General features: G+C 68.3%; 5 protein-coding genes, 1 tRNA gene and 2 rRNA genes (1 of these 8 cut by a window edge). 6 read left to right on the top strand and 2 right to left on the bottom strand.

Annotated elements, in window-relative coordinates:
* From AC2RP6_RS12780 to AC2RP6_RS12770, 3 genes are all read left to right on the top strand, one after another.
* Positions 1-2,733, top strand: a 23S ribosomal RNA gene (locus AC2RP6_RS12780) (it extends 391 nt beyond the left edge of the window).
* A 78-nt stretch (positions 2,734-2,811) separates the two neighbouring features.
* Positions 2,812-2,928 (top strand): 5S ribosomal RNA (rrf, locus tag AC2RP6_RS12775).
* 5 nt (positions 2,929-2,933) lie between these two features.
* A tRNA-Thr gene (locus tag AC2RP6_RS12770) sits at positions 2,934-3,009 on the top strand.
* A gap of 49 nt (positions 3,010-3,058) precedes the next feature.
* On the opposite strand, the gene AC2RP6_RS12765 is transcribed toward AC2RP6_RS12770, so the two are convergent.
* Positions 3,059-3,577: a DinB family protein gene (locus tag AC2RP6_RS12765; protein ID WP_486446350.1), complete on the bottom strand. Its 519-nt coding sequence runs from the start codon at positions 3,575-3,577 to the stop codon at positions 3,059-3,061.
* Between the two features lie 42 nt (positions 3,578-3,619).
* On the bottom strand, positions 3,620-6,205 hold the full coding sequence (locus AC2RP6_RS12760) for a SpoIIE family protein phosphatase (RefSeq protein ID WP_486446349.1): 2,586 nt from the start codon (positions 6,203-6,205) through the stop codon (positions 3,620-3,622).
* 168 nt (positions 6,206-6,373) lie between these two features.
* On the opposite strand from AC2RP6_RS12760, the gene AC2RP6_RS12755 reads away from it, so the two are divergent.
* The 3 genes from AC2RP6_RS12755 to AC2RP6_RS12745 all read left to right on the top strand — a co-directional run bounded on the left by AC2RP6_RS12755 (position 6,374) and on the right by AC2RP6_RS12745 (position 15,813).
* The gene (locus AC2RP6_RS12755) at positions 6,374-11,908 is read left to right on the top strand and encodes a HAMP domain-containing protein (protein ID WP_486446348.1); all 5,535 of its coding nucleotides are present in this window, start codon (positions 6,374-6,376) and stop codon (positions 11,906-11,908) included.
* A 274-nt stretch (positions 11,909-12,182) separates the two neighbouring features.
* Entirely contained in the window at positions 12,183-12,866 is a 684-nt protein-coding gene (locus AC2RP6_RS12750) for a response regulator (protein ID WP_486446347.1), read from the top strand.
* Between the two features lie 115 nt (positions 12,867-12,981).
* A complete protein-coding gene (locus AC2RP6_RS12745; RefSeq protein ID WP_486446346.1) occupies positions 12,982-15,813 on the top strand; it encodes an FtsK/SpoIIIE family DNA translocase in 2,832 nt (943 codons plus the stop codon).
* Positions 15,814-15,874 lie beyond the last annotated feature (61 nt).

Below are 15,874 nucleotides of genomic sequence, written 5' to 3'. Positions count from 1 at the left end.
AAAGGTCCGGCGTAGAGGGTAAGACCCCCGTAGACGAAACATCAGCGGCTTGCTTGCTCATCTCCCAAGTAGCACGGGGCCCGAGAAATCCCGTGTGAATCTGGCGGGACCACCCGCTAAGCCTAAATATTCCCTGGTGACCGATAGCGGATAGTACCGTGAGGGAATGGTGAAAAGTACCGCGGGAGCGGAGTGAAATAGTACCTGAAACCGTGTGCCTACAAGCCGTGGGAGCGTCGCTGTATGTGCTTGCACATGCAGTCGTGACTGCGTGCCTTTTGAAGAATGAGCCTGCGAGTTAGCGGTGTGTAGCGAGGTTAACCCGTGTGGGGAAGCCGTAGCGAAAGCGAGTCCGAACAGGGCGTTTGAGTTGCACGCTCTAGACCCGAAGCGGAGTGATCTAGCCATGGGCAGGTTGAAGCGGAGGTAAGACTTCGTGGAGGACCGAACCCACCAGGGTTGAAAACCTGGGGGATGACCTGTGGTTAGGGGTGAAAGGCCAATCAAACTCCGTGATAGCTGGTTCTCCCCGAAATGCATTTAGGTGCAGCGTCGTGTGTTTCTTGCCGGAGGTAGAGCACTGGATAGGCGATGGGCCCTACCGGGTTACTGACCTTAGCCAAACTCCGAATGCCGGTAAGTGAGAGCACGGCAGTGAGACTGTGGGGGATAAGCTCCATGGTCGAGAGGGAAACAGCCCAGAGCATCGACTAAGGCCCCTAAGCGTACGCTAAGTGGGAAAGGATGTGGAGTCGCAGAGACAACCAGGAGGTTGGCTTAGAAGCAGCCACCCTTGAAAGAGTGCGTAATAGCTCACTGGTCAAGTGATTCCGCGCCGACAATGTAGCGGGGCTCAAGCGTACCGCCGAAGTCGTGTCATTGCAGCAATACTCCCAACGGAGGCTGTGATGGGTAGGGGAGCGTCGTGTGCCGGGTGAAGCAGCAGCGGAAGCTAGTTGTGGACGGTTCACGAGTGAGAATGCAGGCATGAGTAGCGATACACACGTGAGAAACGTGTGCGCCGATTGACTAAGGGTTCCTGGGTCAAGCTGATCTGCCCAGGGTAAGTCGGGACCTAAGGCGAGGCCGACAGGCGTAGTCGATGGACAACCGGTTGATATTCCGGTACCCGCTTTGAAACGCCCAATATCGAATCAGGCGATGCTAAGTCCGTGAAGCCGTTCCGGACCCTTCGGGGAAAGGAAAGTGGTGGAGCCGACAAACCAGACTTGTAGTAGGTAAGCGATGGGGTGACGCAGGAAGGTAGTCCAGCCCGGGCGGTGGTTGTCCCGGGGTAAGGGTGTAGGCCGAGGGGTAGGCAAATCCGTCCCTCATACAAGGCTGAGACCTGATGCCGAGCCGATTGTGGTGAAGTGGATGATCCTATGCTGTCGAGAAAAGCCTCTAGCGAGTTTCATGGCGGCCCGTACCCTAAACCGACTCAGGTGGTCAGGTAGAGAATACCGAGGCGTTCGGGTGAACTATGGTTAAGGAACTCGGCAAAATGCCCCCGTAACTTCGGGAGAAGGGGGGCCATCACTGGTGATCGGACTTGCTCCGTGAGCTGGGGGTGGCCGCAGAGACCAGCGAGAAGCGACTGTTTACTAAAAACACAGGTCCGTGCGAAGCCGTAAGGCGATGTATACGGACTGACGCCTGCCCGGTGCTGGAACGTTAAGGGGACCGGTTAGTGACCTTTCGGGGTTGCGAAGCTGAGAACTTAAGCGCCAGTAAACGGCGGTGGTAACTATAACCATCCTAAGGTAGCGAAATTCCTTGTCGGGTAAGTTCCGACCTGCACGAATGGCGTAACGACTTCTCGACTGTCTCAACCATAGGCCCGGTGAAATTGCACTACGAGTAAAGATGCTCGTTTCGCGCAGCAGGACGGAAAGACCCCGGGACCTTTACTACAGTTTGATATTGGTGTTCGGTTCGGCTTGTGTAGGATAGGTGGGAGACTTTGAAGCCCCAACGCCAGTTGGGGTGGAGTCGCCGTTGAAATACCACTCTGGTCGTGCTGGATGTCTAACCTCGGTCCGTGATCCGGATCAGGGACAGTGTCTGATGGGTAGTTTAACTGGGGCGGTTGCCTCCCAAAGGGTAACGGAGGCGCCCAAAGGTTCCCTCAGCCTGGTTGGCAATCAGGTGTTGAGTGTAAGTGCACAAGGGAGCTTGACTGTGAGACCGACGGGTCGAGCAGGGACGAAAGTCGGGACTAGTGATCCGGCGGTGGCTTGTGGAAGCGCCGTCGCTCAACGGATAAAAGGTACCCCGGGGATAACAGGCTGATCTTCCCCAAGAGTCCATATCGACGGGATGGTTTGGCACCTCGATGTCGGCTCGTCGCATCCTGGGGCTGGAGTCGGTCCCAAGGGTTGGGCTGTTCGCCCATTAAAGCGGTACGCGAGCTGGGTTTAGAACGTCGTGAGACAGTTCGGTCCCTATCCGCTGTGCGCGTAGGAATATTGAGAAGGGCTGTCCCTAGTACGAGAGGACCGGGACGGACGAACCTCTGGTGTGCCAGTTGTCCTGCCAAGGGCATGGCTGGTTGGCTACGTTCGGGAGGGATAACCGCTGAAAGCATCTAAGCGGGAAGCCTGCTTCAAGATGAGTATTCCCACCTCCTTGAGAGGGTAAGGCTCCCAGTAGACGACTGGGTTGATAGGCCAGATGTGGAAGCCCGGTAACGGGTGAAGCTGACTGGTACTAATAGGCCGAGGGCTTGTCCTCAGTTGCTCGCGTCCACTGTGTTAGTTCTGAAATAACGAACAGCTGTGATTACACACCAGCGTTCAAATTTCATAGTGTTTCGGTGGTCATAGCGTTAGGGAAACGCCCGGTTACATTCCGAACCCGGAAGCTAAGCCTTTCAGCGCCGATGGTACTGCAGGGGGGACCCTGTGGGAGAGTAGGACGCCGCCGAACAACCCGCCCTTTTAGCTCAGTCGGTAGAGCGTCTCCATGGTAAGGAGAAGGTCAACGGTTCGATTCCGTTAAAGGGCTCCAATGAAAAGGCCCCCGCCATTCGGCGGGGGCCTTTTTGCGTTCTCGGGGCTCAGTAGTAGCCCTTCTCGCCGTCCGCCAGTTCGCGGATCGCGTCGAGGTGGCCGGCATGGCGGGCGGTCTCCTCGATCATGTGGAGGAGTACCCAACGCACCGAGGCGGCACCGGCCTTGAACTCCGTGTTGCGGCCCGTGTCGTCCAGGGACAGCGCGGCGACGATCTCGTTGGACACCGCGCACTGCCGGTCGTACTCCTCCAGCAGCCGGCCCAGGGGGATGCCGTCGACCTGCATGTCCGCGTCCTCCACCTCCCCGAACTGCGGGTTGGTGTCAGTGGGCCGGTCCAGCAGCATCACCTCGAACCAGCAGTGCTCCACCCAGCGCATGTGCGAGACGAGACCCGCCGCCGTCATCAACGGGGAGGACGGCAGGACGGGGCGGTGGGCGTCCTCCTCGGAGAGGCCCTCGCACTTCCAGCGGATGATCGAGCGCTGCATGTCGAGCCAGCCCAGGAGCTGGGTGCGTTCGTCGGCGGTGTAGTCAGGACGCTTACGAGAAAGGGGAGTCGGCATGGGCGCCGAGGCTAGCCCAGAGCGCGGCCGACCGCACCGCGATTAATCGCCCGCCCGCGGATGGGGCACCCGGAAGGCCAGGATCGCCATGTCGTCCGAGGCGGGCTCGGCCGCGAAGCGTTCCACAGCGCGCAGGACACGGGAGGCGACCGCACCGGCGGTCAGCCCCGTACAGGTCGTCAGGACCTCCGTGAGGCCGTCGTCCCCGAGCATCCGGCTGCCCTCGCGGCGCTCCGTCACACCGTCCGTGACGCACAGCAGGACGTCGCCCGGGTCGAGGGTGACGGTCTGCTCGTACAGGTCCAGGTCCTCGATCACACCCAGCAGCGGCTGCGGTTCCGCCGCCGCGTCGACCATGCCGTTCGGCCGCAGACGGAGCGGCAGCGGATGGCCGGCGCAGACCACCTTCATCAGCGCGCCGCCGTCCGGCTGGGGGTGGAGCTCGCCGTAGAGGAGGGTGAGGAAGCGGCTGCGGGCGCCCTCGTCGAGGATGGCCGCGTTGAGGCGCTCCAGGACGGCCGGCCCGCCGAGGCCCTCGCGGGCCAGCAGGCGCAGGGCGTGCCGTGCCAGGCCGGTCACGGCGGCCGCCTCCGGGCCCGTGCCGCAGACGTCGCCGATGGCGAAGCCGTACGCGCCGTCGCGGATCGGGAAGACGTCGTAGAAGTCGCCGCCCACCTCGTTGCCCTCGCCCGCGGCGCGGTAGATGACCTCGACCTCCATCCCGGGGATGGCGGGGGAGCCGGGCGGCAGCAGGCTGCGCTGGAGCGAGCGGCTGATCGCGGTGCGCTCCGAGTAGAGGCGGGCGTTGTCCAGGGCGAGGGCGGCCCGGCGGGAGAGGTCCTCGGCGAGTTCGAGGATCTCCTGGCGGAAGTGCTCCTCCCGCGGCTTGCCGAGGGTGAGCATGCCGATCACGCGGTTGCGGGCGAGGAGGGGCAGGACCACCGTCTCACCGCCGACCGCGAGGGCGGCTTCCGGCCAGGGGCGGGCGCCGGCCTCGCGGACCGGTTCCGGCGGACTGACCCTCGACAGCAGCGCCTTGAGGCCGTCGATGCGGTCCTCGTCCTCGTGGAGCACGTAACTGAGGTACGGGTCCGAGGACTGGTCGGCGATGGTGTAGACCGCGCACCAGGTCGCCAGCGTCGGGACGGTCATCTGGGCCATCAGCGCGAGGGTCTGGTCTCGGTCCAGGGTGCCGGCCAGCAGGTCGGAGGCCTCGACGAGGAAGGACAGCGAGCCGCGGCGCAGCCGTTCCAGTTCGCCGAGGCGGGCGGACTCCACCGCCAGCGCGATGCGGTCGGCGGCGAACTGGAGGTGGAGCGCCTCCTCGTTCGAGTAGCGGCCGGCGGCCTCGGCCGCGACGCCGAGGGATCCCGTGAGGCGGCCCTCGACCTTGAGGGGGACGGTGACCGCGGAGCGCATGCCGGTGGCCTCGAGGAGCGGAACGGCTCCGGGGACGGCGACGAGGTCGTCGTGGACGGCGGGCATGCGGGCGGAGCCGTAGCGGTTGGTGCCGGCCTCGACGGGGACGCGGGCGAAGCGCTGGCGGGTGGAGGGCAGGCCGGTGGTGGCCCGGACCTCCAGCTCGGTCTCGTCGTCGGTGGCGAGCAGCAGGAAGGCGGCGTCGGCGTCGAGGAGGTCGCGGGCACGCTCCACGGTGCGCTGGAGCAGGCCGTCGAGGTCGTCGGGGGCGGGGGAGCCGATGAAGACCTCGAAGGGGTCCGCGGCCCGGGGCTCGGTGAAGTGGCCGCTGTCCGCGGAGGGGACCCGTACGGGGCTCTGGAGGAGGGCGCGCTCGTCGTCGTGGACGAGCAGGCAGACGGTGGACGGCTCGCCGTGGGCGTCGCGGACCCGCAGGTGGGAGGCGTAGACGGGGATGACGCGCCCGTCGGCGCCGCGGACGCCGTAGCTGCCCTCCCAGCGGGACAGGCGCAGGGCCTCGGCGATGCCGGTGCCGGTGCCCGGGGTCTGCGGCCAGGCGGCGAGCTCGGCCAGCGGGCGGCCCACGGCCTTCTCGGCGGGGTGGCCGAAAATGTGCTCGGCGTCCTCGTTCCAGGCCGAGACGGCGTCGGCCGAGTCGATCTGGAGGACGGCCACGCGGACGCGGCTGTCGGCGAGGGGGAGCAGCCGGTCGGGGACGACGGGTCCGGCCGAGCGCGTACCGACCGGCCGGTCCGGCAGGTCGAGGCGGAACCAGACGTGCTTGTGGGTCGCGGTGTACTCCACTCCCCAGCGGGTGGCCAGCGCGGCGCAGAGCATCAGCCCGCGGCCGTTCTCGCGGTCGGGGTCGGCGTAGGGGCGCTCGCCGGGGTGCGCGAGCGGCAGCTCGCGCTCCGGGTAGCGGTCGGCGACCTCGACGCGGACGCCGTCCTCGGTGCGCAGGCAGAGCACTTCCGCCCGGGTGCCGGCGTGGACCACGGCATTGGTGACGAGCTCGCTGGTGAGGACCACCGCGTCGTCGACGATGTCCGCGAAGCCCCAGCCCTGCAGGGTGTCGCGGACGAACGCGCGAGCGGCGGCGACCGAGCGCCCGAGGGGGTCGAAGCTGGCAGCCGCCCGTGCCGTGATCACGAATCTCCTTCGACGCGGTTGGACATCGGTTGCCAGGTTACTTACCTTCGCGGACGGCATGGTGCGCTCGTCCGGGAATCCACTCGCAGGGTACGGCGGGTGTGCGATGGTGCCGAAGTGTTATGGCCGGGTTCGGCCAGGGTGAAACACTGGGCAGGCTTGCAGTGCCGGCTTGTGATGAGTCAGGTGTCCGGTGGAACAGCGGTCGACCCTTTCGGGAGGGACACGGTGGAGTCTGGCGCAGTGGTGCGGCGTACGGGAACGCGGCCGAAGGGCGGGCGGTCCCGGCGCGGCGGCACGACAGAGGTCGATACCGCCGCTCTGAACCGGCTGCTCACGGCCCTGGTGTCGATGCGGGACGGAAACTTCCGCAAGCGGTTGACGGTGTCCGGCGACGGCGTGATGGCGGAGATCGCCGCCGTCTACAACGAGGTCGCGGACCGCAATCTGCACCTGACCGGGGAACTGTCCCGGGTCCGGCGGATGGTGGGCCGCGAGGGGAAGCTGAGCGAACGGCTGGAAACGGGTGCCTGCGAGGGCTCCTGGGCGGCCGCGATCGACGCCTCGAACCAGCTGGTCGACGACCTGGCCCGGCCGGTCTCCGAGGTGGGACGGGTGCTGTCGGCGGTGGCCGAGGGTGATCTGGACCAGCGGATGGACCTGCGGACGCAGGCCGCCGAGGGGGCCGGGCATCCGCTGCGCGGCGAGTTCCTGAAGGTCGGGCGTACGGTCAACAACCTGGTCGACCAGCTGTCCGCGTTCACCGACGAGGTGACGCGCGTGGCGCTGGAGGTGGGCACCGAGGGCAAGCTCGGCGGGCAGGCCCAGGTGCGCGGAATGTCCGGTTCCTGGAAGGATCTGACCGACTCCGTCAACACGATGGCGTACCGGCTCACCGCGCAGGTGCGTGACATCGCTCTCGTCACGACGGCCGTCGCCAAGGGCGATCTGTCGCGCAAGGTCACCGTGCACGTGGCCGGCGAGATGCTGCAGCTGAAGAACACCGTGAACACCATGGTGGACCAGCTGTCGTCCTTCTCCTCCGAGGTGACGAGGGTCGCCCGCGAGGTGGGCACGGAGGGCGAGCTGGGCGGCCAGGCCAAGGTGCCGGGCGTCGCGGGTGTGTGGAAGGACCTGACCGACTCCGTCAACACCATGGCCGGGAACCTGACGGCCCAAGTGCGCGGGATCGCGCAGGTGACGACGGCGGTCGCCAACGGCGACCTGTCGCAGAAGGTGCGGGTCAGCGCGCGCGGCGAGGTCGCGCAGCTGGCCGAAACGATCAACCAGATGACGGAGACCCTGCGGACCTTCGCGGACGAGGTCACGCGCGTGGCCAGCGAGGTCGGGGCCAAGGGCCTGCTCGGCGGGCAGGCGCAGGTGCCGGGCGCGGCGGGCACGTGGAAGGACCTCACCGACTCGGTGAACACGGTCTTCCGCAACCTCACCACGCAGGTGCGGGACATCGCCCAGGTGACGACCGCGGTGGCCAACGGCGACCTGTCGCAGAAGGTCACCGTCGACGTGGCCGGCGAGATGCTGGAGCTCAAGAACACCGTCAACACGATGGTGGACCAGCTGCAGTCCTTCGGTGCGGAAGTGACGCGCGTGGCCCGTGAGGTCGGCGTCGAGGGCGAGCTGGGCGGCCAGGCGCAGGTGCCGGGAGCGGCCGGGACGTGGAAGGACCTCACCGACTCGGTGAACACCGCCTTCCGCAACCTCACCGGGCAGGTGCGCAACATCGCCCAGGTGACCACGGCCGTGGCCAACGGCGACCTGTCGCAGAAGGTCACCGTCGACGTCTCCGGCGAGATGCTCCAGCTGAAGAACACCGTGAACACGATGGTCGACCAGCTGTCGTCCTTCGCGGACCAGGTCACGCGGATGGCGCGGGACGTGGGTACGGAGGGCCGCCTCGGCGGTCAGGCCCGGGTGGAGGGGGTGTCGGGCACCTGGAAGGAGCTGACCGACTCCGTCAACTTCATGGCCGGCAACCTGACCTCGCAGGTGCGCCAGATCGCCCAGGTGACCACGGCGGTGGCGCGCGGTGACCTGTCGCAGAAGATCGACGTGGACGCCCGGGGCGAGATCCTGGAGCTGAAGAACACCATCAACACGATGGTCGACCAGCTCTCCGCCTTCGCCGAGCAGGTGACCCGGGTGGCCCGGGACGTGGGTACGGAGGGCCGCCTCGGCGGCCAGGCGCAGGTGCCCGGCGTGGCCGGCGTGTGGCGCGACCTGACGGATTCGGTGAACGGCATGGCCGGGAACCTCACCTCTCAGGTGCGCAACATCGCCCAGGTCGCCACGGCGGTGGCGCGCGGTGACCTGTCGCAGAAGATCGACGTGGACGCCCGGGGCGAGATCCTGGAGCTGAAGAACACCCTCAACACCATGGTCGACCAGCTCTCGAACTTCGCGGAGCAGGTGACCCGGGTGGCCCGGGAGGTGGGTACCGAGGGCATCCTCGGCGGTCAGGCCGAGGTCAAGGGTGTCTCCGGCACCTGGAAGGACCTCACCCAGTCCGTCAACTTCATGGCGAACAACCTCACGTCCCAGGTGCGCAACATCGCCGAGGTGACGACGGCGGTCGCCATGGGCGACCTCTCCAAGAAGATCACCGTCGACGCCAAGGGCGAGATCCTCGAACTCGTCACGACCGTCAACACGATGGTCGACCAGCTGTCCTCCTTCGCGGAGCAGGTGACGCGGGTGGCCCGCGAGGTGGGCACCGAGGGCATCCTCGGCGGCCAGGCCCGGGTCCGCGGGGTCACCGGCATCTGGAAGGACCTCAGCGACAACGTCAACACGATGGCCGGGAACCTGACGGCCCAGGTGCGCGGGATCGCCCAGGTCTCGGCGGCCGTCGCCAACGGCGACCTGACGAAGAAGGTCACCGTCGAGGCGCGCGGCGAGGTCGCGCAGCTCGCCGACACCGTCAACACGATGGTGAAGACCCTGTCGTCCTTCGCCGACGAGGTCACGCGTGTGGCCCGTGAGGTGGGTACGGAGGGCCGGCTGGGCGGACAGGCGCACGTGCCCGGGGTCTCGGGGACGTGGAAGGACCTCACCGACTCGGTGAACTTCATGGCCTCCAACCTCACCGGTCAGGTGCGGCAGATCGCCATGGTCACGACCGCCATCGCCAAGGGCGACATGACCAAGAAGATCGACATCGACGCCCGGGGCGAGATCCTGGAGCTGAAGACCACCATCAACACCATGGTCGACCAGCTCTCCTCCTTCGCCGACCAGGTGACCCGGGTGGCCCGGGAGGTGGGCACCGAGGGCATCCTGGGCGGCCAGGCGCGGGTGCGCGACGTCGACGGCACCTGGCGGGACCTCACGGAGTCCGTGAACGAGATGGCCGGGAACCTCACCCGGCAGGTGCGCGCGATCGCGGCCGTGGCCACCGCGGTGACCCGCGGCGACCTCAGCCTGAAGGTCGACGTGGACGCGGCGGGCGAGATCCAGGTCCTCCAGGACAACATCAACACGATGATCGTCAACCTGCGTGACACCACCCTGGCCAACAAGGAGCAGGACTGGCTCAAGGGCAACCTGGCCCGCATCTCCGCACTGATGCAGGGCCGCCGCGACCTCGACGACGTCGCGTCGCTGATCATGAGCGAGCTGACCCCGGTGGTCTCCGCGCAGCACGGCGCCTTCTTCCTGGCGGTGCCGGCCGGCGGCACCACCGAGATCGGGACGGAAGGCGGCGCGGACGGCTCGTACGAGCTGCGGATGCGCGGGAGCTACGCGTACGCCGGCGGCCAGATGCCCATCTCCTTCCGGCCGGGGGAGGGGCTGATCGGGGCGGTCGCCGAGGAGAAGCGGACGATCCTCGTCGAGAACACCCCGCCCGGCTACCTGAAGATCTCCTCGGGCCTCGGCGAGGCACCGCCGGCGCACGTCATCGTGCTGCCGGTGCTGTTCGAGGGGAAGGTCCTCGGCGTCATCGAGCTGGCCTCCTTCACGGGCTTCACGCAGATCCAGAAGGACTTCCTCAGCCAGATCGCCGAGATGATCGGTACCAGCGTCAACACCATCAGCGTCAACTCCAAGACGGAGATGCTGCTGAAGCAGTCGCAGGAGATGACCGAGCAGCTGCGCGAGCGTTCCGACGAGCTGGAGAACCGGCAGAAGGCCCTGCAGGCCGCCAACGCGGAACTGGAGGAGAAGGCCGAGCTGCTGGCCCAGCAGAACCGGGACATCGAGGTGAAGAACACCGAGATCGAGGAGGCGCGGCAGGTCCTGGAGGAGCGTGCCGAGCAGCTCGCCGTTTCGATGCGCTACAAGTCCGAGTTCCTGGCGAACATGTCGCACGAGCTGCGCACCCCGCTCAACTCGTTGCTGATCCTGGCCAAGCTGCTCGCCGACAACGCGGACGAGAATCTGTCGCCGAAGCAGGTGGAGTTCGCCGAGACCATCCACGGCGCGGGTTCCGACCTGCTGCAGCTGATCAACGACATCCTCGACCTGTCGAAGGTCGAGGCGGGCAAGATGGACGTCTCGCCGACCCGGATCGCGCTGGTCCAGCTCGTGGACTACGTGGAGGCGACCTTCCGGCCGCTGACGGCGGAGAAGGGCCTGGACTTCTCGGTCCGGGTCTCCCCGGAGCTGCCCGCCACCCTGCACACCGACGAGCAGCGGTTGCTGCAGGTGCTGCGCAACCTGCTGTCGAACGCGGTGAAGTTCACCGACACCGGCGCGGTGGAGCTGGTGATCCGGCCCGCCGGGGCCGACGTGCCGACGGCGATCCGCGAACAGCTGCTGGAGGCCGGCTCGCTCCGGGAGGCGGACGCCGACCTGATCGCCTTCTCGGTCACCGACACCGGCATCGGCATCGCGGCCAGCAAGATGCTGGTGATCTTCGAGGCGTTCAAGCAGGCCGACGGGACCACGAGCCGCAAGTACGGCGGCACCGGGCTGGGGCTTTCCATCAGCCGGGAGATCGCCCGCCTGCTGGGCGGCGAGATCCACGCGGCCAGTGAGCCCGGCCGCGGCTCCACCTTCACGCTGTACCTGCCGTTGCACCCGAGCGAGCTGCCGCCGCAGGGGTACGCGCCGCCCACCCCGGGGGGCGCCCGCGGTGAGCTGTACCGCCGGTCGCTCGACGGGGCGCGCCCCGGGCTGCCGGTGCTGCCGGCCGGGCCGTCGGACGTACCGGCGGCGCCGGCGCAGCCCGCGCGGTCCGCGTCGCCGGAGCCGTCGGCGGCCGGAGCGGGACAAAGCGGCGGGACCGGGCTGTTCCGGCGCCGGCGCAAGGCCCTCAGCGACCTGGAGCCGCGTACGGCGGTGCCGGGGCAGCCGAACGCGACGGGGGCCGAGGACGGCTGGGACAACGCCGAGGAGGAGCTTCCGGCGGCGGCGCGGACGTACGACTTCCGCGGCGAGCGGGTGCTCATCGTCGACGACGACGTCCGCAACGTCTTCGCGCTGACCAGCGTGCTGGAGCAGCACGGGCTGGCGGTGCTGTACGCGGAGAACGGCCGGGAGGGCATCGAGGTCCTGGAGCAGCACGACGACGTGAAGGTCGTGCTGATGGACATCATGATGCCCGAGATGGACGGGTACGCCACGACCTCGGCGATCCGGCGGATGCCGCAGTTCGCGGGCCTGCCGATCATCGCGCTGACGGCGAAGGCGATGAAGGGGGACCGGGAGAAGGCGATCGACTCCGGTGCTTCCGACTACGTCACCAAGCCGGTCGACCCCGACTACCTGCTGTCGGTGATGGAGCAGTGGATGCTCGGGAAGTGACGGGAGGGAGGGCGGACGGGCGCCGTTCGCTGACGCACTGTGGCCGGAGCGGTGTGGGACAGCGGTAAACGGGGAACCTTCTGCTCTCCCACCACGTTTCTGCTTCGTGCACAGTGACATCCTGGTGACAGGGTGTGGCGATCTCGGGACTGGGGCTACGATGACCGGCACAAGGACGGACGGCGCACGGGTGTCGTCCCTTGGGGCGGGGCCCGGCGCACAGGCCGGTGCCAAGAGCCGGGGAGGCCCCGTGCCGGGGCGAGGAGGACAGGGCATGGTGCAGAAGGCCAAGATCCTCCTGGTCGACGACCGGCCGGAGAATCTGCTGGCGTTGGAGGCCATCCTCTCCGCGCTCGATCAGACACTGGTCCGGGCGTCGTCGGGTGAGGAGGCGCTCAAGGCGCTGCTGACGGACGATTTCGCGGTCATTCTGCTGGATGTGCAGATGCCGGGCATGGACGGGTTCGAAACGGCCGCGCACATCAAGCGGCGCGAACGCACCCGGGACATTCCGATCATCTTCCTCACCGCGATCAACCACGGTCCGCACCACACCTTCCGCGGTTACGCGGCGGGTGCGGTCGACTACATCTCCAAGCCGTTCGACCCGTGGGTGCTCCGGGCCAAGGTCTCCGTCTTCGTGGAGCTGTACACGAAGAACTGCCAACTGCGCGAGCAGGCGGCCCTGCTGAGGCTCCAGCTGGAGGGCGGCGGATCGAACGGCATGGACGCCGGCAAGGAGACGGCGGGCCTGCTGGCCGAGCTGTCCGCCCGGCTCGCGGCGGTCGAGGAGCAGGCCGAGGCGCTGACCAAGCAGCTCGGTGAGGATTCCGCCGACGCCGGCGTCGTCGCGACCGCGGCCCATCTGGAACGCAAACTCACCGGACTGCGACGGGCACTCGACGCGCTGGAGCCCGGCAGCGCCGGAGGCGCTCCCGCCCTGCCCTCCCAGAACTGACCGCGCGGGCGTCCGGCTTGGCGGAGCGTCACGACATCCGCTCCTGCGGCGACACGAACGGGTGAAGGGGTGGGCACGCGTGTCCACCGGCGTGCGCACCGGTAACCTCGGGCCCATGGCCTCACGTACGTCCGGCAAGGGTTCCCCGAGCACCGCGGGCACCGCGAAGGGCCGCACCGGCCGTACGGCGGCGCCCGCCAAGAAGGCGGCGCCCGCACGCAAGCCCCCGGCGAAGAAGGCCGCGGCGGCGAGGCGCGCCCCGGCGAAGAAGGCCGCGGCCAGGCCCGCGCCGTCCCCGACGAGCGGCGTGCTGCGACTGGTGCGGGCCCTGTGGCTCGGGTGCGCGCACGCGGTCGGCGCCGTCTTCCGCGGGATCGGCCAGGGGGCCAGGAACCTCGACCCCGCCCACCGCAAGGACGGCCTGGCACTGCTGCTGCTCGCCCTCGCGCTGATCGTCGCCGCCGGTACCTGGTCGAACCTGAGCGGTCCCGTCGGGGATCTGGTGACCATGCTGGTCACCGGTGCCTTCGGACGACTGGACCTGCTCGTCCCGATACTGCTCGGCGTCATGGCGGTACGTTTCATCCGCCACCCCGAACAGGCCGACGCCAACGGCCGGATCGGCGTCGGACTGTCCGCCCTCGCCATCGGCGTCCTCGGGCTGGTCCACATCGCCTGCGGGGCGCCCGGCCGGGACGAGGGCACCACCGCCATGCAGAACGCGGGCGGGCTCATCGGCTGGGGCGCCTCCAAGCCGCTGATCTTCACCATGGGGGCGCCGCTGGCGGTGCCCATGCTGGTGCTGCTCACCGTCTTCGGCCTGCTCGTCGTCACCGCGACCCCGGTCAACGCGATCCCGCAGCGGCTGCGCCGGCTCGGCATCCGGCTCGGGATCATCGCCCCGAACGAGTACGACGAGGGCTACGGGGAGGACGGGGGCGCCGCCGCCCGGCACGACCCCGAGCAGTGGCGGGCCCGGACCGGGGCCGGAGCGGGCTCCGGGGACCCCGCGGACGCCGCCGAGGAGGAGGCCCTGGCCCGGCGGCGCCGGCCGCGCAAGACCGCCGCCCGACCCGAGATGGACCGCGGGATGGACGCCGTCGACGTGGCCGCGGCGGCCGCCGCCGCGCTGGACGGGGCGGTCTACGGCGGCATGCCGCCCTCCCCGCTCGTCGCGGACCTCACGCACGGGATCTCCGCCGAGCCCGACGGCGTCGAGGTCACCGCGCCGGTGCCGACCGCCCGGGGCGGCCGGCCCGCCGCGAAGACCGCCATCGAGGTACCCGGGGCGCCCGAAGCGCCCACCGTGGCCGCCGTGCCGCCCGCGGCCGGGACCGGCGCGGAGCCCGCCGAGCAGCCGCACGCCACCACCGCCGCGGCCTCCGGGACCCTCGCGGTGCCCGACCTGACCAAGGCCGCGCCCGAGGCCCAGCCGCTGCCGCCCCGCGCCGAGCAGCTCCAGCTGCGCGGGGACATCACGTACTCCCTGCCCTCGTTGGACCTGCTGGAGAAGGGTGGGCCCGGCAAGACGCGCAGCGCCGCCAACGACGCCGTGGTCGCCTCCCTGCGCAACGTGTTCACCGAGTTCAAGGTGGACGCCGACGTCACCGGCTTCACCCGGGGCCCGACCGTCACCCGCTACGAGGTCACCCTCGGCGCGGCCGTCAAGGTCGAGCGGATCACGGCCCTGACCAAGAACATCGCCTACGCCGTGGCCAGCCCCGACGTGCGGATCATCAGCCCGATCCCGGGCAAGTCCGCGGTCGGCATCGAGATCCCCAACACCGACCGCGAGATGGTCAACCTGGGCGACGTCCTGCGCCTCGCGGACGCGGCCGAGGACGACCATCCGATGCTGGTCGCGCTCGGCAAGGACGTCGAGGGCGGCTATGTCATGGCCAACCTCGCCAAGATGCCGCACGTACTGGTCGCCGGCGCCACCGGCTCCGGAAAGTCCTCCTGCATCAACTGTCTGATCACCTCGATCATGGTGCGGGCCACCCCGGAGGACGTCCGGATGGTCCTCGTCGACCCCAAGCGGGTCGAGCTGACGGCGTACGAGGGCATCCCGCACCTGATCACGCCGATCATCACCAACCCCAAGCGGGCCGCCGAGGCCCTCCAGTGGGTCGTGCGCGAGATGGACCTGCGCTACGACGACCTGGCCGCCTTCGGCTACCGGCACATCGACGACTTCAACCGGGCCATCCGGGACGGGAAGATCAAACTCCCGCCGGGCAGCGAGCGCGAGCTCAACCCCTACCCGTACCTGCTGGTGATCGTCGACGAGCTCGCCGACCTGATGATGGTGGCCCCGCGCGACGTCGAGGACTCCATCGTCCGCATCACCCAGCTGGCCCGCGCCGCCGGCATCCACCTGGTGCTCGCCACCCAGCGGCCCTCGGTGGACGTGGTCACGGGCCTGATCAAGGCGAACGTGCCCTCGCGCCTCGCCTTCGCCACCTCCTCCCTCGCCGACAGCCGGGTCATCCTCGACCAGCCCGGCGCCGAGAAGCTCATCGGCAAGGGCGACGGGCTGTTCCTGCCGATGGGCGCGAACAAGCCGGTCCGCCTCCAGGGCGCCTTCGTGACCGAGGAGGAGATCTCCGGGATCGTCCAGCACTGCAAGGACCAGATGGCGCCGGTCTTCCGGGACGACGTCACGGTCGGGCAGAAGCAGAAGAAGGAGATCGACGAGGACATCGGCGACGACCTGGACCTGCTGTGCCAGGCGGCCGAGCTGGTCGTCACCACGCAGTTCGGCTCCACCTCCATGCTCCAGCGCAAGCTGCGGGTGGGCTTCGCGAAGGCCGGCCGGCTCATGGACCTCATGGAGTCGCGGGGCATCGTCGGCCCGAGTGAGGGTTCGAAGGCGCGCGACGTCCTGCTGAAGGCGGACGAGCTGGACGGGGTGCTCGCGGTCATCCGCGGCGAGACGCATTCGTAGCCGTTTGGCGGGCAACCGTTTCCCTTGGGGCCGCGTCAAGTTGAAGAGAGGTGGCGGGACC

It is taken from the genome of Streptomyces sp. WAC03905, assembly GCF_057371075.1.
Note: the sequence above shows the minus strand (reverse complement) of the source record. Positions and strands in the feature narration are given on the sequence as shown.